The sequence below is a fragment of the Desulforamulus ruminis DSM 2154 genome, from assembly GCF_000215085.1.
Taxonomy (GTDB): domain Bacteria; phylum Bacillota; class Desulfotomaculia; order Desulfotomaculales; family Desulfotomaculaceae; genus Desulfotomaculum; species Desulfotomaculum ruminis.
This window is the reverse complement of record NC_015589.1, coordinates 2,590,356-2,615,154: the sequence shown is the minus strand read 5'-3', so window position 1 is coordinate 2,615,154 and position 24,799 is coordinate 2,590,356. Positions and strand designations below refer to the sequence as shown.

General features: G+C 45.5%; 24 protein-coding genes and 1 pseudogene. 11 read left to right on the top strand and 14 right to left on the bottom strand.

Going from position 1 to position 24,799, the window contains the following annotated elements:
• The first annotated feature begins 2 nt into the window (after nucleotides 1-2).
• The 4 genes from DESRU_RS19925 to DESRU_RS12985 all read left to right on the top strand — a co-directional run bounded on the left by DESRU_RS19925 (nucleotide 3) and on the right by DESRU_RS12985 (nucleotide 4,229).
• Nucleotides 3-1,184 carry a hypothetical protein gene (locus tag DESRU_RS19925; RefSeq protein ID WP_013842547.1) on the top strand — a complete coding sequence of 394 codons (1,182 nt, stop codon included), beginning with the start codon at nucleotides 3-5 and terminating at the stop codon, nucleotides 1,182-1,184.
• A gap of 113 nt (nucleotides 1,185-1,297) precedes the next feature.
• Nucleotides 1,298-3,145 carry a molecular chaperone HtpG gene (gene htpG / locus DESRU_RS12995; RefSeq protein WP_013842546.1) on the top strand — a complete coding sequence of 616 codons (1,848 nt, stop codon included), beginning with the start codon at nucleotides 1,298-1,300 and terminating at the stop codon, nucleotides 3,143-3,145.
• 123 nt (nucleotides 3,146-3,268) lie between these two features.
• Nucleotides 3,269-3,670 carry a secondary thiamine-phosphate synthase enzyme YjbQ gene (locus DESRU_RS12990; protein WP_013842545.1) on the top strand — a complete coding sequence of 134 codons (402 nt, stop codon included), beginning with the start codon at nucleotides 3,269-3,271 and terminating at the stop codon, nucleotides 3,668-3,670.
• A gap of 25 nt (nucleotides 3,671-3,695) precedes the next feature.
• Nucleotides 3,696-4,229 carry a macro domain-containing protein gene (locus tag DESRU_RS12985; RefSeq protein ID WP_013842544.1) on the top strand — a complete coding sequence of 178 codons (534 nt, stop codon included), beginning with the start codon at nucleotides 3,696-3,698 and terminating at the stop codon, nucleotides 4,227-4,229.
• Nucleotides 4,230-4,296: 67 nt separating this feature from the next.
• Here DESRU_RS12985 and DESRU_RS12980 read toward each other — a convergent pair whose 3' ends face one another.
• Nucleotides 4,297-5,592 carry a substrate-binding domain-containing protein gene (locus tag DESRU_RS12980; RefSeq protein WP_013842543.1) on the bottom strand — a complete coding sequence of 432 codons (1,296 nt, stop codon included), beginning with the start codon at nucleotides 5,590-5,592 and terminating at the stop codon, nucleotides 4,297-4,299.
• A gap of 389 nt (nucleotides 5,593-5,981) precedes the next feature.
• Here DESRU_RS12980 and DESRU_RS12975 point away from each other — a divergent pair, with 389 nt between their 5' ends.
• Together DESRU_RS12975 and DESRU_RS12970 are read left to right on the top strand one after the other, a co-directional pair.
• A complete protein-coding gene (locus DESRU_RS12975; protein ID WP_013842542.1) occupies nucleotides 5,982-6,284 on the top strand; it encodes a PilZ domain-containing protein in 303 nt (100 codons plus the stop codon).
• Between the two features lie 261 nt (nucleotides 6,285-6,545).
• Nucleotides 6,546-6,770 (top strand): hypothetical protein, encoded by a 225-nt coding sequence (locus tag DESRU_RS12970; protein WP_187290571.1) that lies wholly within the window; start codon nucleotides 6,546-6,548, stop codon nucleotides 6,768-6,770.
• 35 nt (nucleotides 6,771-6,805) lie between these two features.
• Here the strand turns inward: DESRU_RS12970 and DESRU_RS12965 are convergent, their stop codons facing one another.
• The 4 genes from DESRU_RS12965 to DESRU_RS12955 all read right to left on the bottom strand — a co-directional run bounded on the left by DESRU_RS12965 (nucleotide 6,806) and on the right by DESRU_RS12955 (nucleotide 10,013).
• Nucleotides 6,806-7,552, bottom strand: a complete 747-nt coding sequence (locus DESRU_RS12965; RefSeq protein ID WP_013842540.1) for an SIR2 family NAD-dependent protein deacylase — start codon at nucleotides 7,550-7,552, stop codon at nucleotides 6,806-6,808.
• Between the two features lie 565 nt (nucleotides 7,553-8,117).
• The gene (locus DESRU_RS21515) at nucleotides 8,118-8,240 is read right to left on the bottom strand and encodes a hypothetical protein (protein ID WP_013842539.1); all 123 of its coding nucleotides are present in this window, start codon (nucleotides 8,238-8,240) and stop codon (nucleotides 8,118-8,120) included.
• Between the two features lie 120 nt (nucleotides 8,241-8,360).
• The gene (locus DESRU_RS12960; protein ID WP_013842538.1) at nucleotides 8,361-9,305 is read right to left on the bottom strand and encodes a hypothetical protein; all 945 of its coding nucleotides are present in this window, start codon (nucleotides 9,303-9,305) and stop codon (nucleotides 8,361-8,363) included.
• A 75-nt stretch (nucleotides 9,306-9,380) separates the two neighbouring features.
• The gene (locus DESRU_RS12955) at nucleotides 9,381-10,013 is read right to left on the bottom strand and encodes a Fe-only nitrogenase accessory AnfO family protein (RefSeq protein WP_013842537.1); all 633 of its coding nucleotides are present in this window, start codon (nucleotides 10,011-10,013) and stop codon (nucleotides 9,381-9,383) included.
• A gap of 502 nt (nucleotides 10,014-10,515) precedes the next feature.
• Here DESRU_RS12955 and DESRU_RS12950 point away from each other — a divergent pair.
• From DESRU_RS12950 to DESRU_RS12940, 3 genes and pseudogenes are all read left to right on the top strand, one after another.
• Nucleotides 10,516-11,037, top strand: a complete 522-nt coding sequence (locus DESRU_RS12950) for a CDP-alcohol phosphatidyltransferase family protein (RefSeq protein WP_041275775.1) — start codon at nucleotides 10,516-10,518, stop codon at nucleotides 11,035-11,037.
• Between the two features lie 23 nt (nucleotides 11,038-11,060).
• Nucleotides 11,061-11,407 (top strand): annotated as a pseudogene (locus tag DESRU_RS20315) (ATP-binding cassette domain-containing protein); the annotation flags it as partial.
• 227 nt (nucleotides 11,408-11,634) lie between these two features.
• Nucleotides 11,635-12,324 carry a response regulator transcription factor gene (locus DESRU_RS12940; RefSeq protein ID WP_013842535.1) on the top strand — a complete coding sequence of 230 codons (690 nt, stop codon included), beginning with the start codon at nucleotides 11,635-11,637 and terminating at the stop codon, nucleotides 12,322-12,324.
• A gap of 120 nt (nucleotides 12,325-12,444) precedes the next feature.
• Here the strand turns inward: DESRU_RS12940 and DESRU_RS12935 are convergent, their stop codons facing one another.
• The 4 genes from DESRU_RS12935 to DESRU_RS12920 all read right to left on the bottom strand — a co-directional run bounded on the left by DESRU_RS12935 (nucleotide 12,445) and on the right by DESRU_RS12920 (nucleotide 17,043).
• A complete protein-coding gene (locus DESRU_RS12935; RefSeq protein WP_013842534.1) occupies nucleotides 12,445-13,662 on the bottom strand; it encodes an ABC transporter permease in 1,218 nt (405 codons plus the stop codon).
• Nucleotides 13,659-14,372 (bottom strand): ABC transporter ATP-binding protein, encoded by a 714-nt coding sequence (locus tag DESRU_RS12930; protein WP_187290660.1) that lies wholly within the window; start codon nucleotides 14,370-14,372, stop codon nucleotides 13,659-13,661. The genes DESRU_RS12935 and DESRU_RS12930 overlap by 4 nt, the downstream gene beginning before the upstream one ends.
• A gap of 9 nt (nucleotides 14,373-14,381) precedes the next feature.
• Nucleotides 14,382-16,184 carry an efflux RND transporter periplasmic adaptor subunit gene (locus DESRU_RS19920; RefSeq protein ID WP_013842532.1) on the bottom strand — a complete coding sequence of 601 codons (1,803 nt, stop codon included), beginning with the start codon at nucleotides 16,182-16,184 and terminating at the stop codon, nucleotides 14,382-14,384.
• Between the two features lie 205 nt (nucleotides 16,185-16,389).
• Nucleotides 16,390-17,043 (bottom strand): HlyD family secretion protein, encoded by a 654-nt coding sequence (locus tag DESRU_RS12920; RefSeq protein ID WP_013842531.1) that lies wholly within the window; start codon nucleotides 17,041-17,043, stop codon nucleotides 16,390-16,392.
• A 273-nt stretch (nucleotides 17,044-17,316) separates the two neighbouring features.
• On the opposite strand from DESRU_RS12920, the gene DESRU_RS12915 reads away from it, so the two are divergent.
• Nucleotides 17,317-18,825 (top strand): DHA2 family efflux MFS transporter permease subunit, encoded by a 1,509-nt coding sequence (locus DESRU_RS12915; RefSeq protein ID WP_238446296.1) that lies wholly within the window; start codon nucleotides 17,317-17,319, stop codon nucleotides 18,823-18,825.
• A 4-nt stretch (nucleotides 18,826-18,829) separates the two neighbouring features.
• Here DESRU_RS12915 and DESRU_RS12910 read toward each other — a convergent pair whose 3' ends face one another.
• From DESRU_RS12910 to DESRU_RS21320, 4 genes are all read right to left on the bottom strand, one after another.
• Nucleotides 18,830-19,306 carry a CBS domain-containing protein gene (locus DESRU_RS12910; RefSeq protein ID WP_013842529.1) on the bottom strand — a complete coding sequence of 159 codons (477 nt, stop codon included), beginning with the start codon at nucleotides 19,304-19,306 and terminating at the stop codon, nucleotides 18,830-18,832.
• Nucleotides 19,307-19,525: 219 nt separating this feature from the next.
• On the bottom strand, nucleotides 19,526-20,590 hold the full coding sequence (locus tag DESRU_RS12905; protein WP_013842528.1) for a glycosyltransferase family 2 protein: 1,065 nt from the start codon (nucleotides 20,588-20,590) through the stop codon (nucleotides 19,526-19,528).
• Nucleotides 20,591-20,668: 78 nt separating this feature from the next.
• On the bottom strand, nucleotides 20,669-21,379 hold the full coding sequence (locus DESRU_RS12900) for an exosporium glycoprotein BclB-related protein (RefSeq protein ID WP_013842527.1): 711 nt from the start codon (nucleotides 21,377-21,379) through the stop codon (nucleotides 20,669-20,671).
• A gap of 412 nt (nucleotides 21,380-21,791) precedes the next feature.
• On the bottom strand, nucleotides 21,792-22,367 hold the full coding sequence (locus DESRU_RS21320; protein WP_049786799.1) for a CBO0543 family protein: 576 nt from the start codon (nucleotides 22,365-22,367) through the stop codon (nucleotides 21,792-21,794).
• Between the two features lie 217 nt (nucleotides 22,368-22,584).
• Between DESRU_RS21320 and DESRU_RS12890 the strand changes: the two genes are divergently transcribed.
• A complete protein-coding gene (locus DESRU_RS12890; RefSeq protein WP_143758784.1) occupies nucleotides 22,585-23,748 on the top strand; it encodes an NAD(P)/FAD-dependent oxidoreductase in 1,164 nt (387 codons plus the stop codon).
• Between the two features lie 66 nt (nucleotides 23,749-23,814).
• Here DESRU_RS12890 and DESRU_RS12885 read toward each other — a convergent pair whose 3' ends face one another.
• Nucleotides 23,815-24,669: an alpha/beta fold hydrolase gene (locus DESRU_RS12885; protein WP_013842524.1), complete on the bottom strand. Its 855-nt coding sequence runs from the start codon at nucleotides 24,667-24,669 to the stop codon at nucleotides 23,815-23,817.
• Nucleotides 24,670-24,799 lie beyond the last annotated feature (130 nt).

Below are 24,799 nucleotides of genomic sequence, written 5' to 3'. Positions count from 1 at the left end.
CAATGAGATGGAGCACGGTCAAAGGATGCATCTGTTTATTATTAGGTCTGCTGATGTTAACCGGTTGTGTGAAAAAAGAAAATCCTCCTAACCCTGCAGAGAAACCTATGGAAAAAGGCATTCAGGATGTCAGCCGGTATTTTCCTGTGGAGAGCCAATTAACCTGGGACTATGAAGGTGAGGGCAACGAATACGCCGGCTTTACCCGCAGGGTCATGCATACCCAGGGAAACAAGGCGCAGGTTTCCGAGGATAACGGGGGCACTGTTTTAGGAATGGTTTTTGAGGTAACGTCCTCCCAGGTGGTTAAAACCTATACCAAGGAAGAGTTTTACAGCGATAAAAATCTCCTGGAGGAAAAGCCCAATCTAGAAGAAGTGATATTAAAAGCCCCCTTGAAAGTGGGTGCTACCTGGAAGAATGAGCGGGACCAGCGGGAGGTGGTCAGTACTTCTGAACGGGTGGAGGTTCCCGGAGGAACCTTTCATAATGTGGTAAAAATTAAAATTACTTCCCTGGAGCATCCACCGGAGGAAGGCCGGCAGTTTGAATACTATGCCGAAAATACCGGCTTAATCCTGCGGGAATTTACCGTGGGTGAAGATAAAATTACTTCGCAACTGAAGTCTTTAAAAAAGACCGAAGCTAGGCCCCAAACTCAAAAGGATACCCTGAGTATTGAGGGGATGCAGCAGGAGGTTGTTCTTCATTTAGTAGAGGGCGCCCCGCTGCCTTTTTACACCTATGCGCCCTCGGACATGATGGTGGAGCGGACGGCTTCCGGCGAGGGGGAGGCCTTTCGTTTTGTGGCCAATTTTGCAGGAAAAAAACGGGATGACGCCTATATGAGCCTCTTTTTCTATCCCCAGGGAACCAGTGTTGAGGAAGCGGTCAAGTTTGCCAGCGGTATGATTCTCAGCAACCGTTGGCAGAAGGTGGGCCGGTACAATAACCCGGACACGGAAAAAAGCTATCCCTGGTCGGAAAGTGAATGGCAGTTTATGGATAAAGTAAATAACCAATCTTATGTGGGCAATATTGCTGTAGGAAAACATGGAGACCGGGTATTTCATATTATCAATCATTACCCGGAGGATTTTGCCGAAGGGTTTGTTCCCCGGACCGGAAAGATATTGGAGAAATTTACCTGGACCGATACCGGTGAACAACTGAATAAGACCTAAAGGAGGGATGGCGTGCCATCCTCTTTTAGCGGCTTGCAAAGGATTGACAGGCACAGGTGCAATGATTATATTATTTTATGGAAACTTTTACATTCTTTAGAGGGGGTATAAAGATGACCACAGGAACAGAGACCAGAGAATTTCAAGCGGAAGTAAAACAACTACTGAATATTGTCATTCATTCCCTTTATACGGATCGGGAAATTTTCCTGCGGGAGCTAATCTCCAATGCCGCCGATGCCCTGGAAAAACTTCGTTATCAAAAAATAACCACCAAAGAAATAGCGGACGGGGACTTACCCCTGGAGATTACCCTAGAACTGGATGAGGATGGACATACCCTGGCCATCACCGACACGGGGATTGGCATGACCCGGGATGAACTGGCGGAAAACCTGGGAACCATCGCCCATTCAGGCTCCAAGGCTTTTTTCCAGTATCTGGCGGAGGGCGATAAAAAGGATGTCAGCTTAATTGGGCAATTTGGCGTAGGTTTTTACGCCGCCTTTATGGTGGCCGATGAGGTTACAGTATTTTCCCGCTCTTATAACCCGGAAGCGGCCGGTTGTATCTGGACCTCGGACGGCACCGGAAGCTACACCCTGGGCGAGGCGGAAGGATTAAAACGGGGGACCAAAATTGTCCTTCGCTTAAAGGAAGACGCCCATGAGTTTGCCAAAGCCGATGTGATCAAAAGAATTATTAAGCAGTATTCCAGTTTTGTGCCTTTTGCCATTCTCGTAAACGGGGAAAAGGTAGACACGGTACAGGCCCTTTGGACCAAAAACAAAAAAGAGGTTACCCCGGAGGAATATACCGAGTTTTATAAATATATTGCCAACGCTTACGACGAGCCTCTTTTTAAACTCCATTTTTCAGTGGATGCTCCGCTGGCCATTAATGCCCTGCTGTTTGTTCCCAAGGACCATTTTGAGCGGTTGGGTTTTGGAAGGTTGGAGCCCGGCGTAAACCTGTACTGCCGCAAAGTGCTGATCCAGCAGCAGTCCAAAGAAATATTGCCTGAGTGGCTGCGCTTCATCAAGGGCGTGGTGGACAGCGAGGAGCTGCCCCTGAATATTTCCCGGGAAACCATGCAGGACAGCGCTTTACTGGCCAAATTAAGAAAGGTGATTACCGGGCGCTTCTTAAAATTCTTAAGCGAGCAGGCTTCCAAAGACCCGGAGAAATACAAAGAATTCTGGCGTAATTTTTCTATGTTTATCAAAGAGGGAGCGGCAACGGATTTTGCCTACCGCAATGATCTGGTTAAATTAATGCGCTTTGAATCCTCCAAAGCCGGAGAAGGAGAACTGGTGGCCCTTCAGAATTATGTGGAAAGAATGAAAGAGGATCAAAAACATATCTATTATATTAACGGTCCTACCCGGGAGGTTATTGAGGCCAGCCCTTATTTGGAAATATTTTGGAAAAAGGAAATTGAAGTACTCTATACCAATGAAGCGGTGGATGATTATATCCTGAGCCAATTGGGCGAGTTTGAAGGGAAAAAACTGGTTTCTGTGGATCAGGCGGAGCTGGATTTACCCGAGGGAGAGACCGACACACCGGACCGGGAAACCCTTTCCCAAGAACAGTTCGAGAAACTGGCCGGATGGTTGAAAGAAGTCTTGGGAAAAAAAATTGTAGAAGTGCGAGAGTCCAAGCGCCTGGAGGATAACCCGGCCATTGTCTTAAATCAGGATTCCTTTACCAGCAGCATGCAGCGGATGATGCAGATGGCCAATAAAGATTTAAACTCCATTGGCCCCAAAGTGCTGGAGATCAATAGCAGCCATCCCATTGTTCGCAATTTGAATCATTTAAGGGAAGAGAATGATCCTTTTGCCCGGTTGGCGGCGGAACAAATCTTTGACAATGCTTTAATTTCCTCCGGGTTGATTGTCGATCCCAGGGCTTTTGTAGACCGTATGTATAAAATTATTGAACGCGCTCTGAAATAATCTGTGGCCTTACCGGTAGGTAAGGCTATTTTTTAAGTTGGTATTTTATATAAAGAAGGTGTTTAGGACGCCTATAGAGAAAAATTAAAACATGCTGATGAAAAGGAGGGATAAAGCATTTTATTGAATGAGGAATTTAAAATACACTCTCAAAACCGGGTTAGCTTTACGGAGATTACCGCCGAGGTTGCCGCAGTGGTAAAAAAATCCGGCATCAAAGACGGATTTGCCGTGATTTTCATACCCCATACTACGGCTGCGGTAACCCTGAATGAAAATGCCGACCCGGATGTGGCGACGGATATGAAAGCCATTATAGAAAATTTAGTTCCCAGGGAGGGAGTTTACCGGCACAGAGAAGGAAATACCTCCGCCCATATGATGACCAGCCTGATGGGCAGCTCGCAACAAATAATTATTCGTGGAGGGAAGCTGTTATTGGGTACCTGGCAAGGGATTTTCCTGGTTGATTTTGATGGTCCCAGAGAGCGGAAGGTGTTAGTGCAAATTCAGGGGGAGAAGTAGGTTTGGCGGAGGAGGTCTTAGGGCTGTGAAAAGAACCTTATCCGGGTTAATCATGGAGTGTAAAATAGGAAACATTGCCGCTCAGAACGGTTTTGACGCCGTTGTAAACGCCGCCAACGCCTGGCTGCGTCCGGGAGGAGGCGTGGCGGGAGCCATTCACAGTGCGGCAGGTCCGGGGCTGCTGGAGGAATGCCGTCCCCTGGCTCCCATTAAACCGGGAGAAGCGGTCATTACCGGGGCACACCATCTTCCCAACAAGTTTGTAATTCATTGTCTTGGACCGGTCTACGAGAAAGATGAATTTTCCGGGAAAGTTTTAGCCAACTGTTATTGTAATGCACTGAAGTTGGCCGAAGAACATAAAGTAAAATCCATTGCTTTTCCTTTGATTTCAACGGGAGTTTTTGGATATCCCTTTAAAGAAGGCGTGCAGGTAGCCTTTACCGCGCTGAAAGAAATGATTCCCCAACTGACCTTTGTACGTAGAGTAGTATTTGTGGTGCGGGATAAAAGTAAGCTGGCCGTATTAAACCAGGAGTTGGCCCGTTTTCATTTTTAACTAAAAGCAACAGCCGGGTTCTCTCGTTGAGTGCCCGGCTGTTTGTTTTTTAATGGTGAAAGGAAAATTACTCTCCTCCGCCCTGACCGGATTGTTCTCCTCCCTGCTGCTGACCGTTTCCTTCTCCTTCGGCCTGGATGGATTTAACTTCTCCCTCAACCTCAACTTCCATCACTTTCCCGTCCTGGGTGGTAATTTTTACCTTGGTCTTGGAACCCTGACCCCCTTGGCCTCCCTGATTCCCCTGTTCTCCGGAAGAGCCCCCGGAACCATTGGATGATTCTTGGGAAGAATCGTTATTTTGAGATTGACCCTGCTGTTCCGAGCCTTGTTGCTCTTGCTGCTGTTGCTGTTGACCCAGCTTACCCCAGCGTTCTTCCAGTAAATAGATTTGGTCCTTTTGGATTAAGCGAACCGGAACAATGCGGGCGGGGATATCAAAATTTCCATTTTGTATTCGGGTTTCACTGTTCCAATTGCCGTTATTGGCGACACTTATGGCGGCATCAAAGGCATAGCTGGCTAAAAGTTCGGGCTGAATATCAATTTCTCCGGCGATTTCTCCCGATGACAGGGCCTCGGAGGCCTTACGGTCCGCTCCAACCCCCATGATAAAGGCCTGTTTTTCCATTCCCCGAGCCTTTAGTACTTTTACGGCGGCATTGCCCAACCGGTCGTCGGTGGCCAGGATGACATCGGTTTTTACCGTATTCAGAACCTCTTGCATGGTCATCTGGGCCATTTCCGGGTCTCCTTCGGGATGCTCGATGATTTTCACGTTTTCAATTTTTTTATCCGATTGCAGGACCCTTTGGGCACTGCCCGCGATTTGTTCCGCCAAAAGATCCTGGGGATCGCCCTTTAGAATCAGAACCTTTAACGGTTTTTGTGCTGCCTGCTGCTCGGTCCAGGACAGGACATGTTTGGCCATCAACTCACCGGCCCGGATATGATCCGCAGCGATATACCCATCCATAGGGACATTGACCGGCAGGGTTTCCAAGGCAATGACTTTAATTTTAGCCTTGGTTATTTTATCCACCAGAGCGGCCCCTTCAACGGGGCTCACGGTTTGTAAAATAATCGCCTTCACCTTTTTTTTGATAAGTTGATCCACATCTTTTTCCTGTTGGGAAGGATCCATTTTGGCATCAGTAAAGGTAATATCCACCTTATCCTTTTTCTTGCGTTCTTCCATATATTTTTTAATGGTTTGGTTGCCGTCAAATTCCATTGAGGCAAAGGAAACACCGATTTTTATTTTTTGGCCCTCCGGTTTGGGTTGAGGCTCCTGCTGCCTGCAACCTACGCAGCATAATAAAAGAAATATCAGCAATATTTGTACTATTTTTTTCGTAGTCATACACCTCACCTCAGTATAAAAGGTCTTGCCTTAGTATGACTCCATTAACGTGAAATATTTAAGGTTTCTTATCTTATTACACAGCCAATAAATTCAATATCCTCCAGAAAAGCAGGGAATAAAAGCGGACCTTGGTCATGGTTTTTTTAGGACTTTTGATTGATTCAATTAAACCGGAATAGAAGGTACATTAAATAAAATAGATTGAATATTATTTTAAAGGGTGTGGTTGTGTGAAGAGAATTCTAATGCTCATAACCATTGCTTTAATGACATTTCCTCTGGCCGGTTCTACATTTAACGAGGACTAGGAAACATTTAGCCGGGCTTTTATCGTTGATAGATCCGTGAGGCTGCGTGAATTGTTTTTTAGGGAGGGGTATGCTCTGATGAAAGATCGAAGAGAATATCCGAGGATAGAAACGGATTGGGTGGTCCGCATGGTCTCGGCAGAGGACGAGCGGGAACTGAGCGATATAAAGATCATGAATGTCGGGGGAGGCGGTATTTCCTTTCTCTGTACGGAAGAATTACAAACAGGAGAAAAGTTTCTTATTCATTTACCTTTTATTTCAATCTATATTTATATTATCTGGCAGCATGAAAATCGCTACGGGGCGATGTTTGTGAATCCCTTAGGGGATGAAGTGGAACTCCTCTGCCAGCATATTTACTCCCAAAACCACTCTTAGAATGACGAGGTGAATAAGTAGGAATCAATGAAACGTAAGTCGTTAAATGATGACATTTTATCCCTGCCTTAGATTGGGCGGGTTTTATTTTTTCAGCCCCATGCAAAATCGGTACACATTTTCCTCAAGGTGTTAAGTTATAGAACAGCAGGGTGAAAGGGTGTTCCAAAATAGAAAGTCCGGCTTTTAAGGTTTTTTGTTAAATCCCTTCCTGGCCGCAAAGAAGGTAACAATGAAACGCAATATGTAATGGCATTATTTTTGCATGAAATAATAGCTGCTGGTATTCTTGTTATCTTCATTTGTTTAGCCAAAGGACGTGTTAAAATGTTTGAACAGCTATTTAAAGAATTATCCCATGACAGAGAAAAGATTCTGGCCTTTTTGAATTTCCTGGTAAAAGAAAAAAAGCTGACCCTTGAAGAGTTGCGCAGGGTTATATATGGGATGAATCCTAAATCTGAAAAAATAGAGGCAAAGGGATGAGCCAGTAAACGGGTGTGAAACGACACACTCGTTTTTCATTTTATAAAGTAGGGACCTGGAATATGGGCTAAATGTTTTGTTATGTCTGTCAATACTTTTCCCGAAGATTCCCGGAAAACAAGTTCGGCAGAGGAGTCCCAGGGGGTGGGTTCATGGTTAATGATGACCATACGCCGGGCCCGTTGCGGGAGGGTGTTCACAGGATGGACCTGTAAACTGGTGCCCACCACCAGTAGAAGCTGGCAGCCGGAAAGGACCTTCTCGGCAACAAAATAATCTTTTGGCATGGGGTCGCCGAAGAGCACCACCCGAGGACGCAGTATCCATCCGCAATCAGGGCAGAGATAGTCTTCCTTCAGGCGGTTGATGGCAAACTCTTGGCCGCACTGCGGACAATAACAGGTCCGCAGGTGCCCGTGCACTTCCCACAGATGCCGGGAACCGGCTTTTTGGTGCAGCCCGTCAATATTCTGGGTAATAATCCCCAGCAGCCATCCCGTTTGTTCCAATTTGGCCAAAGCGTAATGGGTGTCATTGGGTTTGGCCCCAAGGCAGACCTCCCACCATCTAAGATGAAAATCATAAAACTTTTGAGGATCTTTTCTTAAGGCCCGAATACTTGCCAATTCTTCAACAGGCATACCGTTCCATAAACCGCTCTCTTTGCTGCGGAAATCGGGAATGCCGCTTTCAGTGCTGGCCCCGGCTCCGGTAAGGGCAAGCACCTGGCCCGCTTCTTTGATCAAGTGTACCAATTGGTCAATCTTTTGCTGATAATTCAACGGTCTCACCTTCTAAAATAAGAGGATAAGTAAATTTTCTTATTTAATTATAATATGAATGGGACTTAGGATCACCTGTTATCGTTACTGTCGGTCAATCCATTGCCTCCATTTCCACCATATTCTTAAGCGCAATCGATTTAACCAACGGGCCTGGTAAAACCAGTGCATAATCAACAACCTCCAGCATTATTATCCCTGCAAAGCCAGGGCCTCATTTAACGAATAACTTATAAATCAAGGTTGATTCCATAATATGGTAATCTGGTGGGGATGTTCCCTTTATAGCCATTTGGTTTTTGGTATTCGTCACAAATTGTTTACATTTTGGCCATAGTCTGTTCACACCCCCTCTGTAAACTAAAAGGTATCAATAAAAAAGGAGGAGAGTTCCATATAAAAAATTATTCACAGTACTTTTAACAGAGGTGATGGTGGCAGGAGATCGGAGAGTTGTTTGTGTCGGGAGAAGAAGTTTCCGAACCAACGCTGGAAGAGGCTGCATGAAAGATAAAATTCAACCCCTGGCTGGCCAGGGGTTGAGAAAATTTTGCTGTTCCACAAACTACTTGGCAATCTTGGTTTCTACAGAGTAACTATAACCGTAGCCATTGCCAAGGAATAAAAGAATCAGGATTAAGAAAAGAATGAAACTGCAACTATCCCAACCGCAACCGAAACCACTCATGAATAGCCCTCCTTTTGGGTTTTGATCCATAATATGGTATTTATAAAAAAATGTTACAAACCGGCTGGAACGATAAAATAAAAGTATTTCCTGGTCCATGAACCAAATGGAAAAGACAGGCTATTGGTCGGCCAGCCAGTGGCGTGGTTGATGAAACTGGCGATGGGGGTAATGCTTGCTCAGCCACCGGTCAAAGAAAGATGGCAGTTGCGCTGGCGGTATAGAAAGGGTTTCCAGGCATTGACAAAAATCCTCCAGGAACCGCTGCTGGAATTCCTGAATCATCCCGAAGGAGCGAAGGGTGGGAATCCACTCCGCCTCCGGGTTTTCCGTAAAATGCTGTTCTTCCAGAACCTCCTGGGGCCCGGTGGTATGCAAAACCTTTTGGACCGGTGAACCGTTGGTCTGATAGAGAGGAATAATTTCTTTCGTCAGCATCTTTAATCCTTCACTGAGGGAACGTTTTTGACTGAGTTTACTAAAAAGGTAACCATTAAACCGATCGATAAAGGTATGGAGATAGATCCTGCCCATGCCTTTTAGGGTTCGGACAAAAAGGCACTCATAAACAAGAATCTCGCCGGGCTTTTCCGTTTGCAGGTCACGGTCGCGAAATTCCGGCCGCATGCGTTCGATAAAGCTTATTTGATGACTGTTTAGGTTGATTTTTCCGGCGGAGTATAGTCGAATTAAGGCATTACAAATGTTTTTCCGATTGTCGAGACCCGATTCCTCTTTGATTTTTTGCAGTTTAGTCATAGAGAGTTTTATATTGCGTTTTTCCAAAAAATGCAGCAGCCGGAAATCATTCCAGTAGGGGTGGCTCAGGCATAAAGCCGTCAATAGCTGCTGCAACCGGGATTTGGCAGTTAAATCTTTGGCACAAAACCCATGAGAAGATTTGCCGCCGCAGTTCCGGCCGGAAGGCTCCGATACAGACGATACCCGGTCAGGAACAGTCTTATGAAACTCTGTGCAGGATAAGGCATTATCCAGGAGAATGATTTCTAGTCCGCTAGGATTTTGTTTTACAGGAAATAAAATTTGAAGAGAATGGGACGGCATAGCGAAATTCCCCCTTGTAGACAAAAAATTTCCTTGCCAAAAAGTTCTTCTTGATTTGTTTGCAGTATTTTGGCATTACAAGTCCGCCTCATCAGACTTTTTGCGCAGTATCAATTTGTATTCATCAGGCCCCAGACGCTCGGTGGCACAGGTTAAATCCCGGGCCACGGTCTCGGCTTCCACCCAGGGCGGAATATGGCTGCAAAGTACCTCCAATTGGCCAAAGGGGACTTGCCGCAGGAAGGGCAGCAGCACTTGCTTGGAGGAAACTCCGGCTCCGCAGCCCTGGACCCCTTTAATTGAAATCCGGAAGCAGCCGTTTCCCAAATTTTCCGGTATGGGCATAGATGCCACTGGATTGTTTTTGGTCAATATCCTTTGTTGCTCCTTTTCCCATACATGATCCAATAATTCACGCGGGGAACCGGAGCATTCCCAGATTTTGCAGCCGGCTTTTTCCAATTCATAATAGGGAATGCCATTCATGGCCGAGGTGATCAAAATTTTACAGTCACCGAGAAATTGGATTAGTTCTTCCATTTGCCGGCGCATGGCCGGTACGTCTTGACCCTGTTGGAGAAAAAAATCTTTCTCCTGCTGCAAGGTCCAGATCCCTTGGGTTCTTTTATATATCACGGTTTTTCCTCGTTCATACAGTGTTGCTGCTTTGCCGTTCCGGCCCATATGGATTGCAATTTCTCTGGTCATGTCCTGCTCCTTTCGTAAAATTTGGCAGCCATCTGCCTCTTTATAAACAAGATCCTTCCGTAGATCCTATTTGACTCCCTAACCGGCAGCCTTTCAACCAATAAAAAAGCTTACAGGTGGCTATGGCACCTGTAAGCTCCTTCGCTCAAGAACCTCAATACCCCAGATCGTCCTGGGAAAAGGTTAAATAATTATATTAAGAGTATAACATCGCTAAAATTTTTGCAACACGGTAGAAAAAATACAATGATTGATTGGTTTTTATTTTTAAAATACCATATAAGCGGCGGCTTGATATAAGCATGATCGTTTCCGGCTTCGCGGGGCTTTCTCACCGAGAGCCTGCACAGCGGAACGTTGCTGCAGGTGATTCTATGACTTTATATAGTTATGGGTATAATGATACATTAAGATGCCCATGCTGTTATGTTCTTAATAATCTCGTAATGTTTACCTTGCCACAAATAACTTCATTGTGAGGGAGATTAGGCTGTTGAAACATATGGCAAATATCATTTCAATCAGCAGGATTGTCCTCTTGCTGGCCTTATTCTTCAGCTTTCATAATGCATCACTATTCTTAGTATTATACCTTGTATGCGGTTTAAGTGATGTCTTAGACGGCTATGTCGCACGCAAAACAAAAACACAAAGCGAACTGGGCGCTCGATTGGACTCCATGGCTGATTTAATTCTTTTCACAGTGATCACCCTATCCATCATCCTATGGATGGGGAACGAGGTCCGAATTTTTTTACCTTGGATCATAATTATCGTTTTAATTCGTTGTACGAACCTGGCCATCGCAGCATACAAATATCGTTCATTTGCTATTTTACATACTTGGGGAAACAAGCTTGCGGGGTTTCTGCTTTTTATAACTCCGTTGTTTATTTTATATCGGCAATCAGTCATTCTGTGGTTTGTATGCTTCGTCGCGATCTTGTCGGCTGCAGAGGAGAGTATTATACATCTAACCTCCCCAAGACTTAACCTTAATAGGCGGAGTATTTTCAAAGAGTAATAAACAATCATGCTTTAATTGGGCTGATTGGCGACGATGGTTCCACGCTTTCCGGAGGGGAGAAACAGCGCATCTCCATCGCCAGGGCCATGCTAAAAAATGCACCCATTGTGATTTTGGATGAGGCAACCGCCAGCGTAGATCCCGAGAACGAGCATATGATTCAAAAAGCCATCAGTTTTTGGTGCATGGTAAAACCATAATTATCATTGCCCACCGCTTGGCCACCATCCAGAAGGCTGATCAGATCCTGATGGTGGATGATGGACGCATTGCCCAGAGAGGAACCCATGAAGAACTGATGCAACAGGAGGGGGTTTATAAGCGGTTCTTATTGATACGAAAAGCAGCGGAAGGATGGAGCATTTGAGAATCGCTAGCTTGCAATTTTGATTATGGACCAAAACAAGAAAAGCAACTGGCTCACCACCTTGTTCTATGGTTTGCCGGTTGCTTTTTTATTTGTCCATTAATACCTTTAAAAAGAAAATTTAAAATCTAAAAATTAGGTATGATAAAAAGAATGAAATAAGCTGTTTGGCAGTAAGTTTATTTTTACATTTTTACATTTAAACTGGGTTGAGAGATGGTGCGGAAGTGAAGAGGATACTAATCATTGAAGATGAATTAAGCATTGCTGAACTGATGCGAGATTATCTGGAAATTAATGGGTTATCCGTTGACATTGAACAAAACGGCCAGAGAGGGTTGCAAATGGCCGGGGAGGGCGGTTATGACCTGGTTCTTTTGGATTTGCTGCTTCCAGGAATGGACGGGTTTGAAATCTGCAGGCAAATCCGCAGCAAACAGGATATACCCATCCTCATGGTTTCCGCGAAGCAGGAGGAGATTGATAAAATTAGGGGACTGGGTCTGGGCGCTGACGATTATGTCACTAAACCTTTCAGTCCCAGTGAATTGGTGGCGAGGGTGAAAGCCCATTTATCCAGGTATGAACGGCTGACGGGAACACGGGAAGAAGAAAAGGATGAGATCATTATAAGAAACCTTATCATTGATAAAAGCTCTCGAAGAGTTTATAGAAGCGGACGGGAAGTCAGCATGACCAGCAAGGAGTTTAACCTGCTGCTGCTGTTGGCCTCTAACCCTAACCGGGTTTTTAGCAAGGAGGATATTTTTGATCGCATCTGGGGTATGGATTCAGCGGGGAACATGGCCACTGTAACCGTGCATATCCGCAAAATCAGGGAAAAGATTGAAATAGATCCTGCCAATCCACAATATATTGAGACCATCTGGGGGGTCGGCTACCGGTTTGCAGTTTAAAACAGACCTTTCTATAAAATTCACCTCCAGAGCAACGTTTTTCCGGAGGTTTTACCATTTTGCATGTTTGTCTGTAATTATGGGTATGGGCTACGAATAGGCACCTGGCTGCGCAGGTGCCTATTCGTAGCGCAACGCCTCAATGGGATTCAAGCTTGCGGCCTTACGGGCCGGGTATACTCCAAAGATCACGCCAACTAGCACCGAGAAAACAAAGGAGTAAATGACCGGGGTAACCGTAATGGCGGTGGGCAGGGATGAAATTTTCCCAATGACAAGAGCAGAGCCGATGCCAATCAAAATACCGGTAATACCACCCAGGAGGCTTAGCATCACCGCCTCGGTCAGAAACTGGCGGAGAATGGCGCCCCGGTTGGCCCCAATGGCTTTACGAATACCGATTTCCCGGGTACGTTCGGTTACCGATACTAACATGATGTTCATAATACCAATCCCCCCTACCACCAGAGAGATGGCGGCAATGCCTGCCAGCAAAGCCGTCATAATACCCGTAATGCCCTGGGCGGTATTAAGAATTTGCGCCTGGGAAGTAATTTTAAAATCGTCGTCTTCCTTGGGCAGCAGACCATGCTGTATACGCAGGGCGGTTTCCACCTCTTGTTGAGCTTGATTCATCAGTTCTTCGGATTTAGCCGAGACATAAATGGTAGAAACATAGGTCATGCCAAACATACGGTTCATGGCGGTGGTAATGGGCAGGAGGATGACATCATCGTTGTTCTGCAATCCTTGGCTTCCCTGGGTTTCCAAAATGCCAATGATGGTAAAAGGCAACTGGTTAATTTCAATTTGGCGGCCAACGATGTTGGAGTCCGGGTTGCCAAAAAGGTTGCTGACAACCTCACGGCCCACCACCGCCACATTGGCTTGTCCCAAGACTTCAAATTTACTGAAAAACCGCCCCTGATCCACTTTTAAACTTCGGACCTGGGCGTAATTGGCGGTGCTGCCCTCCACCGAGGTGGCGTAATTGGTGTTGCGCCAGATAACCTGAGCATTTTTTCTTACATAGGGAGCCGCGGTTTCAATGGAGGGTTGCCTGGCGATGGCCTCGGCATCTTCCATGGTTAATTTATTTAAGGTGCCGGCTCCCAGGTTGATGCCTCCCTGCTGGGCTTGTCCCGGAGAAACAATGAGCAGGTTGCTGCCAAGTCCTTGAATTTGGGAAGTGATACTTTTCGCAGCGCCCTGACCGATGGCAACTAAAAGAATGACTGCAGAAACCCCAATAATAATGCCCAGCATGGTAAGCAGAGAGCGCATGGGGTTGGCCTTAATGCTGCGCAGGGAAAGGCGTAGGATTTCGGAGAGGTTCATGGTCTCACCTCCGCCAGATCCACCGGAGGAAGGCTGCCCACAGGCCGGTCTTCAAAAATTTGGCCGTCCCGGAAGCGTACAATTCGTTTGGCATATTGGGCAATCTCCGGTTCATGGGTAACTACTACAACGGTTTTGCCCTGAGCATGAAGATGCCGGAAGATATTCATGATTTCCCTGCTGGTCTGGGTGTCCAGGGCACCGGTTGGTTCGTCGGCCAGCAGGATCACCGGGTTGTTTATCAGGGCCCGGGCAATGGAAACCCGCTGCTGTTGTCCCCCGGATAATTCGTTGGGTTTATTGTTCAACCGATTGCCCAAGCCTACCGACTGCAAGGCTTCCGCCGCTCTGCTTCGGCGTTCCCGGGAGGGTATGCCGGCATACAGCAGGGGCAGTTCCACATTCTCCAAAGCGGTGGTACGGGGGAGCAGATTGAAGCTTTGAAATACAAAGCCAATTTTAGCGTTGCGTATCAGGGCCTGCTGATCATCCTTCACCTTGGACATGGGCTGGCCATCCAAATAATATTCACCGGAAGTAGGCTTATCCAGGCAGCCCAATAGGTTCATCATGGTTGATTTGCCGGAACCGGATGAACCCATAATGGCCACGAATTCTCCCCGGCCAATCTCCAGGCTAACCCCTGCCAGGGCTTGAATTTGCTGATCGCCCAGTTGGTAGGTTTTCTTCATATTATCCACTTTGATGATGTGGCCCAATTAGCGATTCCCTCCTCCGAAGCCGCCCCAAAGGGAGAAAGATTTTTTCCCGCTATCGTTGGTCAAAGAAACCGCAACTTGATCTCCTTCCTGCAGGCCGGCAATAATTTCAACCTTGTCCAGGCCAAAAAGACCGATGGTCACCGGTTGAAAACGAAGTTCGCCATCTTTATGAGCCAAATAGACGCCGTCGCTGCCGTTAAGTTCCTTTAGGGCCGCCATGGGTACATACAGTACATTTTTATGGGTACCGGTGTTGATAGACACATTGGTAGTCATCCCCGGCTTTAACTGACCTGCGGAATTTTCTACAGAAAGCAGGACGCTGTAATTGGTCACCCCGTTTTGTGTAATCGCCTCAGGGTAAACCACCAGCACCGTTCCTTTAAAGTTTTTTCCCTGTACGGCGGTGGTGGTGATATCGGCACTTTGGCCAGGCATGATTTTAGTGACATCGTTTTGGCTGATTTGGGCCATTACCTGCAGTGTATGGGCGTTGGAATCGTTCATAACAATGACCGGCTGGCCGGCAGAGGTCAGCTCGCCAATATTGCCGTTAATTTGGGCAATGATGCCGTCCATGGGTGCTTTTAAGATCAAATTATCCAGGGCGATCTCCTGCTGTTGTACCTGTACCCGGGCTTGATCTACCGCTGCCTGGGCTATACGGATGGATTCCCGGTCCGCAGGAGCCAGGGTCTGATTCAATTGAGCCACAGCGGTATTATAGGTTGCCTGGGCTTGGTCCATTTGGTTTTTCACCTGATCCAATTGGGCTTTGTCTTGACTGCGGTTGGCGTAGCTTTCCTTCGCTAGTTCCAGGCTGCCCTGGGCGGTACGAAGGGTATTCTCTGCTTGCTCCACCGCAGCTTGAGCCTGGTCTCGAGCGGCTTCCGCCTGGGATACCGCATAATCGTTGGCTTGGCCGGACAGGTCGGTCAACTGCTTTCTGGCCTTTGTCCGAGTGGCTTCAGCTTGATTCAGGGCCGATTGGGCTGCCTCGGCGGTGTTTTTTAGCTCACTCACATTTTCCGGTGGGGGAGTTTGGTTCAAAGCGGTGGTCAATGTGTCTTGGGCAGCCTTTTGATCCTGCAACGCATTGATGTACTGGGATTCTGCCGCCTCCAGATTGGCACGGGCTGCCTCTACTGCCTCCAGGGAGGCTAGTTCCCTGGAGGCATCCAGTTTCGATTGGGCGGAAGCAAGACCGGCTTTGGCTGAGCGCAGTTGAATTTGTGCCTGTTCCAACTGGCTTTCAGCATGAACAACCTGCTGACGGGCTTGGGTCCGGTCATTATACAAAACCAATTGGTTTTCATAGGCCTTTTTGGCGCCTTCCAGGGCTACCCGGGCTTTTTCGGCATTGGTTTGTTGAACGGCAATGGTCTCACTGGTGGCGCCCTGTTTGGCTTGATTTAATTTGGCGATGGCCGATTCAAGATTGGCCCGGGCGGTGGTCAACTGAGCTCTCGCCGTACGGTCATCAAGGGTGGCCAGTACGTCGCCGGTTTGTACGGTAGACCCGATCTTTACCTTAATGGAGGACAGCCTCCCGGTATTGCCGGCGACAAAGCTGAGTTTAACCTGGGTTGGGGATTGTACCGTACCCGATGCGGATATTTTCTCGGTGATATCTCCCCGGGTGACAACCTGGAATTGAGTGGAGGCATTGGCATTTTTAATGGACTCCCGAGCATTGAATTCATAAAGGATCCCTACGATCAATAGGACCGCCAGCAGGGAGAGAAGGGGTTTGCTTTTGTTTCTAAAGGAGTTGCGTAGTTTTTGTCCAAAGAAATTCAATGTTATATCAACCTCCCTGTATAGAGAAAATTAAATAGTTAAATAGATACATTTTAATAAATAAAATTTAAATATTTATTAAATAATTCTAAAGCACTGAACTTACCTTAGCTGTTAAAAAATTCTTGGTCTAAAGTAATCGAAATAAAAAGCCGGTGAGCAAAAATGCTTACCGGACTTAGGGTTATTTAGATTCATAGAGAATTTACTTCAAGTGAATTTTTATTACTGCATTCATTCCCGGCAGTAAATTTTTTCCTTGTAAATCCTGAATAGCGATTTTTACAGGAATTCTCTGGGTTACTTTGGTAAAAGTGCCCGATGTACTGGCAGAAAGTGAAGAAAAGGAGGAATTGGTTCCCTCACCGATGGATTCAACGTATCCTTGGAATCTGGAGTTGGGCACGGCGTCAATGGTAAAATCCACAATCTGCCCCGGGTGAACTTTAGACAGCTCGGTTTCCTCAATGTTGGCCGTGATGTAAACGGCATTCAGGTCGGCCATGAGCGCCAGGGGTTGTCCCACGGCGGCCATCTCCTCGGTATTTTGAATTTTTTTCAAGACCGTGCCTGTAATGGGAGAGCGCAGAATGGTTAAGTCCAGGTTGGCTCCCGGTGAGAGGAAGGCATCCGATAGGCGGGCTACAATATCGTTTTGTTTCAGAAGTTCCCCTTCTTCAATGGGGATTTCCAGTATTTTACCAGCCACCTGGGGGGTAATTTTTACGATTTGAGTGTCAACACGGGCATCCTCGGTGGTTACATAATGAGTGGTTTGGTACCAGTAATAATAAGATACAAAGGCCATAGTAACCAGCATGGCTCCAAACACCAGGAGTAAAATTTTTTTATTCTTCATGTATTTAAGTCAATCCCCTCTTAAATTGATTTAACCGGATTTTCTCGCCATTTTTGTTCCTTTTTCCAAGCTTTTTGACTGCCTGGGCCAATCCGCTGTTTTAAAATGGTAAAGTTTCGGGATATGGACAGAATGCAGTCAATCAGTTAGAATTATAACATATTATTTAGAATTCTAATAATATCTTATCAATTTTCAGAAAGGTGAACTTGTTTGCAATCACATACAGCAGCAGAAAAAGAAGCTTCTTTTTGGTTACCATTGTTTGTCCTGGTGATTGGTGCTTTTGCAGCCATCTTAAACAGCAGTTCCATCAATGTGGCCATCCCCAAACTGATGTCTATTTTTGGCGTATCGGCCAACGATATTCAATGGGTCATTACCGCGTATATGCTCACTTCAGCGGTGGTCATTCCCATTACCGGATACCTGGGAGACCGGTTTGGCGGCAAAAGGGTGTATATTTTGTCCACCGCCGCTTTCACTGCGGGGTCCATCCTGTGCGCCTTTGCCTGGAGTAGTAATTCCCTCATCGTCTTCCGGGTTATTCAGGGCATTGGCGGGGGTATTATTATGCCCATCACCATGGTATTAATCTATCGCATTGTACCCATTGAAAAAATTGGCCTGGCCCTGGGAGTCTGGGGAATGGCGGCGGTTATGGGACCGGCGGTGGGGCCTACGGTAGGCGGCTACATTCTGGAACATTTTAGCTGGCGGCTTTTATTTATTATTAATGTACCCGTCGGGATCGTGGGTGTGCTTCTTTCTATTTATTTATTGAAGGAAACACCCATAAAAAAAGATACAAAATTTGATTTTTGGGGCTTTTTATTTGCCGCCGTGGGATTCTTTGCCCTGTTGCTGGCTTTAAGCCAAGGAAGCAAAGAAGGGTGGAGTTCTTATTACATCGTTATGTTATTCATCCTATCCTTTTTCACCCTATTGCTTTTTGTACTGGTGGAACTTTTTAGTGAAGATCCCATGATGGATTTGAGATTGTTAAAGAATAAAACTTTCCTGTACACTACCATCGTGGGAAGTTTAATCAACATCGGTTTGTATGGAGGGGTATTTCTAACTCCCTTATTCGCCCAAAACCTCATGGGTTTATCGGCCTATGATACAGGCATATTATTATTTCCCTCGGCAATGGTTTCCGGCGTGATGATGCCCGTCAGCGGGATCTTGTTTGACAAGTTTGGAGCTAAGGTGGTGGGCTTAATCGGAGTGACCATCACGGCGGTGGCCACTCTGGATATGTATCATTTGGATGTTAACACCAGCCAAATGACGGTAGTCATTATTATGTGCATTCGTTCTTTTGGCATTGGTTTATCCATGATGCCCCTGATGACCGCAGGTATGAATGTGGTGGCCAAACACCTCATAGGCCGTGCCTCCTCATTGGGCAATGTGATACGCCAGGTGGCCTCCTCCTTTGGTATCGCCGTATTGACCACCATTATGCAAAACCGCCAGACGTTTCACGCTGCCACTCTTTCCGAAGGGGTGTCCTACTCTTCGCCGGTTGCAGCAAATATCATTAAACAAGTACAGGGAGCGCTGCTTTCCTCCGGGGCCGGATCGGATGACTCAACCAGCGGCGCCATCAGTATGGTGGTTGGCTTGGTACAGAAGCAGGCCATGGCCCTGGCCATTAACGATACTTTTCTGATCTCGGCCTTGTTTGTATTTGCAGCCATCCCTTTGATATTTTTAATTAATGAAAAGAAAAAACCGGCGCCCGCAGGAATGCCATCCCCAGGCCCGGACAAGTAATTTTTTAAATGGACGAGTCTGTTTTCTTCAGAAGAAACTCTTTGACTAAGTAGCCAATGACATCACTTCGGTTAATAACTCCCACCAGTTTCTGCCCGTCAACCACGGGCAGTTTTTTAAATTTACGGCGGCTGAGGATCTGAGAAATTTTTGCCAGACTGGTCTCTTCATCCACCGTAATGACATCTTTGGTCATTAAATCCTTCACAGGTCGGTTCAACATTTCCATGATTTGGCCGGTAATCACTCGGTCTGAGTCCAGCACAACAAAATAGTTTACAAAATCAATGAATGAGGGGGGCTGATGGATTTGACGCAGGATATCTGCTTCGGTAATAATGCCTGCCAGGGTATGATCCTTTCCCACCACAGGAACGCCGCTTACTTGCTTCTCCACAAAGACCTTTAATAAATCATGGACTTTTTCTTCTTCACGGACGGTATAAATATCTTTTTTCATCAATTGACCGGCGTTAACCATAAAACATCCTCCTTTCACCGGATAAAACCAATTCGGACTATAAGAAATAATGGCACCATTAGAATTTACCTTGGAAAATTTAGAATTCTAATTTATTTTAACATAAAGAAGAAAGGATCATGGATCTTTTAAGAAAAATTTTCAAAAAGCAAGATAAGACTGCATTTCTGCAGTCCTTAAATAGATGAACCATGTTATTGAACCCCAGTGGGTCATTTTTTATAAGCTGTTGTATTTTTGGAAATACTGTTTATTTTGCAGAACCGACGGATCATCGGGTTTAAAAACGGCGGCTAAATCATTATATTCGATGGCTTTCTTGATGTCGGACAGTTTGTAATAACAGAGGCATAGTTGAATAGCGGGAATATAACCCCAATAATCCTCCAGTATAAAACCCCAGCCCGTAGGCTTTTCAAGCTTAAGAGACAGATCATACCAGAAGATGGCTTCCTTGAAACGATGACGGTTAAAAAAATATTCTCCCATTCTGGTGCATATTTCAGCCCGGGGGGATGCGTACTGAAAGCTTTGACAGAGGGTGTTGAAGATATTTTCGTCATCCTCATAGCAAAAGGAGAGTTCAAAGCAGGCGCTGATGCAGTCTTCAACCCAGCCGTCCCCGGCGGCCAGGAAGGCCTTATATTGTCCAATGCCCTTTTGCATGTGCCCGTGGGTTTTTAACTCCCGGGCGTAATATAATTTGCCCCGGGTGGACAGTTCTCCGCCCTGGGACAGCATCCGCTCATAAATCTTTAAGTTCCTGTCGCTGTGGGTGCGGTTTTTTTCGCCATGGGTAATAGAAATATCCACATCAATAATTTTGCCCCAGAGGGGTATGAATTCATGGACAGGATCCTGCCAGACGTAATTATTCTGCCGTTTGAGAATTCTTTCCCGGCAATAAGACAGGGTAACCCGCCCGCCTTCATCGAAGCCAACGTTGTATTTCATCATTACTACATCAGTGTCGGGAGAGAGAGTCCGCTTAAGCTCTTTCAGCTTTTCCAGCTCCGAAGGCAATAGAATATCGTCGGCATCCAGCCACATGATGTAATCCATGGTGGCCTTGGAGAAAGAATAATTTCTGGCCTTGGCAAAGTCGTCCACCCAGGGAAAGTCGTAGACTTTATCAGAAAACCCTTTGGCTATGGCCGCCGTTGAGTCGATGGAACCCGTATCCACAATGATAATCTCATCAAATAGATCTTCTACGGACTCAAGGCAGCGGGCTAAAACTTCCTGTTCATTTTTTACAATCATGCATAAGCTCAGGGAAATCAAGCTGTCACCTCCGAATTTAAGGAACGGGCAGACGAAGTACTCGTCTGCCCATGATGATTCGATGTCGATGTTATAATTTTAAGAGATTGCCACTCCGCCACTGGCATAACCTGCAGCGGTATTGATTAATGAAACACCTGCGGCGGTTGCCGAGAAGACCAAGAGCAGTCTGGTTCCGGCCGTAACCGGTATGGCTAAGCCGGTGGTCAGGCCGCTGCTGACATCTCCGATACTGATAATGCCGGTAAGGGGCGGAGCCAATGTTACAATGGCGCCCGGAACTGCTGTAAAGATATTGTCCGGCGTGGGGGAACTAAAAAGTTGTGCTGTAATGGTAATATCCGTTCCAACTAAAGTTAGTGCAGCGGTGGTGCTGAAGTATCCGGCGATGGCGGTGATGGTGCCGTCCCGGGGAACGGAAAAGGCAAAGTTCAGCAGTGTACCGGCCGCACCTGTAAGGTCAATGGTTGCTCCAAGAACCGTAAGCAGCGGGGCGGAGCTGCCAAATCCTATCAAAGCAGGAGTTCCGGCAAGCCCTCCGGCAATGGTCGTCAGTGCCACCGGCAGGCCCGAGGCAAAAGGTATAATCGCACTATCGCCTGCAGGTCCGGTAGGCCCGGTAGCGCCGGTAGGTCCGGTAGTCCCGGTGGGCCCGGTAGGTCCAGTAATGCTAGCCCCGGTGGCTCCGGTAGCCCCAGTAGCGCCGGTAGCGCCGGTGGGGCCGGTAGGCCCAGTGGGGCGGGGGCGGCAAAGGCGAGTATTTGCTACCAGCCTGTTTTTAATAGACAATCTAATCAGCCTCAATTAATTTGCTATAAACGGCTTTCTCTCTTAATTACATCCAGAAAGAAAGCCAATTTCATATCTTATATTTATGAAAAATTTTATTTAATGGTTACAAAGATGTGTTTAGAGTTTTTAGTAGTGGTTTTTATTGCACGGAAAAAATTCGGGAAAAGTGAAGATTCTACCATTATTAAAATCAGGATTGGCTGTAAAAAGATTTGAAGGGCGGGACGGCATAAAGAAAAGCACCGGAAATCACCGGTGCCTCAGCAGAAGGGATCTATATAAATACAAAGAAAGAGAGGATTAATTAAAGTATAGTTCTGTTATATTAAATTAACATTAAATTGGATTAAAATTTATTTAATGGGTTAGTATAATCGTTTTCAGGGTGAAAAACGCTTTATCAATGAACCTATTTCAAAACGAATCCTAAATAAACCCCGCCTAAAAAAATGGTTAAGATAACAATGAAATGAAATAAAATCCAGGCCCAATTCCCTAGTTTAAATGCATCAGCCGAAATGGGCTTTCTTAAATGCTCAGGAATGATTCGTCCCCCGATCCATTCAAAAAGCAAGAAAAAAATCCACCACCAAGTATAGGAATCCCAAAAATCCCATTTAAAATCATAGTTTATTAGTTTTGTTTGTGTAAGGACAAGGGTTTCCGCAAGCATTCCCATATGCACGATACACCAATAAAAAAAGATTTTGTAGTACCAGGATTTAGGACTGTATCGTACACTGATTAAAACAGCAAAAGGAAATACGGTTAGGACTACATCAAAGGGCATGGGTGAAAGGGAAGGAAATAGGCGGTAAGGAAAGGAATAGAAGCCCATGGTTACAAAGATATAGCATAGGATGTTTGCTAGGATACCGCTAATCAGAAAAAGTAAGCCATATCTTTTCCAATTCAGACGAATGATAAAGTAAGAGCCGATCAGACTGGATACGACAGCAAAAATTGTAATATAAGTTTCTATCATAGGGGGAGTGTTCATAGCAAGTCCCTTTGGTTCATAAGTTATATCATTTTTATTTTTTCAATTTTTGATATAAAATATTTATCCGTGAAGAATGAAATAATTTGTAAAAAATATACAGGTAAAGGATCCCTTAGATAATTTTTCTGTGTTCAAGAGGGCTAGAATATTTTAAACCTTTTTTAAACAAATTATAGATAAATCTTTTGGCTTACATTGAATGAAATATCATAGTGGAGATGATTTTTTGAAGGTTGCAATTATTGGAGCAGGTGTTTCCGGACTTGCTGCAGGGATAACGTTGGAAAAAAACGGAGTCAATCCGGATATTTACGAGCAAAACGCAATTATATCGGATCACTATTCACACGTTGGCGCAGCCTTGAGCATGGCTTACCGGAGTATCACCTCGGAGCCGCTGAAGTTTTTAAATCATTTACTGGGAATTGAGTTAGAGCCTTTGGAGTCTATAAAAAAATTAATCATTCACAGTAAAAATTCAAAGGCAGTGATTGATAATGAAAACATAGGATTTAGCTTTATCATGGGACAGGAATCAACCTCCGTTACCAATCAACTTTTAAAGCAGATTAAGAAATCCAATATATTGTATGAGAAGAGAGTCAGCATTGATTTATTAAAAGAAAAGTATGATTATATCATCGCAGCAAATGGAAGTCGGTCTGAGGATTATATTGCAGATAAGTATTTAAAAGGCTGGAGGCAGTATCTGGTTGCTTATACCAGAGTGGCCAAGCTGCATGGAAATTTTGAGACCAACACGGTTGTGGTATGGGGTAACAAAGAGGTTCTTAAAAACGGTTATGCCTTTTTAGCTCCCTTTAATTCCCGAACAGCGTCATTATATGTTACAATCCCCCATCTGAGTGATTGGGAGGAGTTAAATACTTGCTGGAAAGACTTTCTCCAGCAAACAAAAATATTAGATAAGACCACCCTTCTTGGAACTTATGATAGAACTCATGTAAGCGCCAATTCCATGAGTGTAAAGTGGGAAAATTGTTTTTTTGTGGGGGACCAGGGAGGTTTCTTAGATCCATTTTTAGGTTTGGGAGCTGCAACGGCAATTGCTTCCGGTGTTCTAGCAGCCAAAGCAATTACGGAGAATAAAGATTATGATCAATTAACGCGACAATACAAAAGGGTTATATCAACCATGAGTGAAGTTAGGAATTTCTATGACAGCATTGATGATGAAATGTTTGATACTATCGTTGCTGCTGAAGATAATCAATTGTTAAAAAAGCTGATTTATGGTACGAACATTGACTGGTTAAAATATGGAGCCATTGCCGTTAGCCCCTTTGTAAAATCCCAAAAATCCCCCAATTTTCATGAAACATCTTCTTCACCCACACATTAACAGTGCGATTTTTATAACATCGAAGTCAATGGATACTTACGGAGATATTATTCTAAAGAACAGCAATTAGCCATCTAAAAAATTTAAAACGACATGATTAAATTCCTTTGGTTTTTCTCTCTGTGACCAGTGAGCACATTCCGAGAGAATATGGATTTTAGCATGTTTTATCTGCTTCGTTGCGTTTTGAGCAGCGTCTGCAGTTACCAGATTATCTTCGGAACCGTTTATGATCAGGGTGGGTGCCGCGATCTTATGGATTTGATCGGTAAAATTGGTTTGTACGCCATTCCACTGAAATTCACTTCTTTGGAAAGAGGCAAAAGCTTTTCCGGCATCAGGATATTGCATCGCTTGGTACACCTCATCAATCAGTTCTTGAGATAGCCTTTGGGGATTGTGAAAGGCACCCGATAAGAGACTCTGTCGTACCCACTTGCGGCTGCGGCGTAAAAACCAGTAAGATAGTTCATTAATCGGGGTATGTACATAGAGATAAGACAGTTTATGATAAGGGTACTTCTCCATAATCCCATAGGGACTGACCAATACCAGTTTTTCTACCTTTTCGGGAAACCGCAGCGCAAAGCCAAGGGCAATCCCTCCGCCCAGGGATAGACCGATGATACGGACCTTTTCTAAATGCAGCACAGGAAGCAAATGGTGCAAAAAGTCTACATAGTAGTCCATGGTGTAGGCTACATCCGGTTTATCACTCTGTCCGTAACCGGGCAGATCCGGAGCAAAAACCTGATGAACTGCCGATAAAGGGCCGATACTTGCCCCCCAGGAAAGCTTAGCCGAATCAACCCCCCCACCATGCAGGAGAATAAGCGGCGGGCCGCTCCTGCCGGCGATCATACAGTGGATTCGCAGACCGGCTACAGTCAGACGAGTTTGTTTTAGGCTGTTGGGTAACATCGCAGACTCCCTTCGCGAACTGTAATTAAGATGATTTTATTATTTCATCTCTGCCCATCAACCATCAAAGTATTTTTTATTGAATGATATAAAGGGCAAAAAAAGACAGCACCGTCAACCGGTGCTGCTC

What these genes read in the sequence shown, in the direction of transcription:
- DESRU_RS19925 (WP_013842547.1), top strand. Translation starts at nt 3, where the DNA reads ATGAGATGGAGCACGGTCAAAGGATGCATCTGTTTATTATTAGGTCTG.
- htpG (WP_013842546.1), top strand. Translation starts at nt 1,298, where the DNA reads ATGACCACAGGAACAGAGACCAGAGAATTTCAAGCGGAAGTAAAACAA.
- DESRU_RS12980 (WP_013842543.1), bottom strand. Translation starts at nt 5,592, where the DNA reads ATGACTACGAAAAAAATAGTACAAATATTGCTGATATTTCTTTTATTA.
- DESRU_RS12975 (WP_013842542.1), top strand. Translation starts at nt 5,982, where the DNA reads ATGAAAGATCGAAGAGAATATCCGAGGATAGAAACGGATTGGGTGGTC.
- DESRU_RS21515 (WP_013842539.1), bottom strand. Translation starts at nt 8,240, where the DNA reads ATGAGTGGTTTCGGTTGCGGTTGGGATAGTTGCAGTTTCATTCTTTTC.
- DESRU_RS12960 (WP_013842538.1), bottom strand. Translation starts at nt 9,305, where the DNA reads ATGCCGTCCCATTCTCTTCAAATTTTATTTCCTGTAAAACAAAATCCT.
- DESRU_RS12955 (WP_013842537.1), bottom strand. Translation starts at nt 10,013, where the DNA reads ATGACCAGAGAAATTGCAATCCATATGGGCCGGAACGGCAAAGCAGCA.
- DESRU_RS12950 (WP_041275775.1), top strand. Translation starts at nt 10,516, where the DNA reads ATGGCAAATATCATTTCAATCAGCAGGATTGTCCTCTTGCTGGCCTTA.
- DESRU_RS12935 (WP_013842534.1), bottom strand. Translation starts at nt 13,662, where the DNA reads ATGAACCTCTCCGAAATCCTACGCCTTTCCCTGCGCAGCATTAAGGCC.
- DESRU_RS12920 (WP_013842531.1), bottom strand. Translation starts at nt 17,043, where the DNA reads ATGAAGAATAAAAAAATTTTACTCCTGGTGTTTGGAGCCATGCTGGTT.
- DESRU_RS12910 (WP_013842529.1), bottom strand. Translation starts at nt 19,306, where the DNA reads ATGGTTAACGCCGGTCAATTGATGAAAAAAGATATTTATACCGTCCGT.
- DESRU_RS21320 (WP_049786799.1), bottom strand. Translation starts at nt 22,367, where the DNA reads ATGATAGAAACTTATATTACAATTTTTGCTGTCGTATCCAGTCTGATC.
- DESRU_RS12890 (WP_143758784.1), top strand. Translation starts at nt 22,585, where the DNA reads ATGAAATATCATAGTGGAGATGATTTTTTGAAGGTTGCAATTATTGGA.
- DESRU_RS12885 (WP_013842524.1), bottom strand. Translation starts at nt 24,669, where the DNA reads ATGTTACCCAACAGCCTAAAACAAACTCGTCTGACTGTAGCCGGTCTG.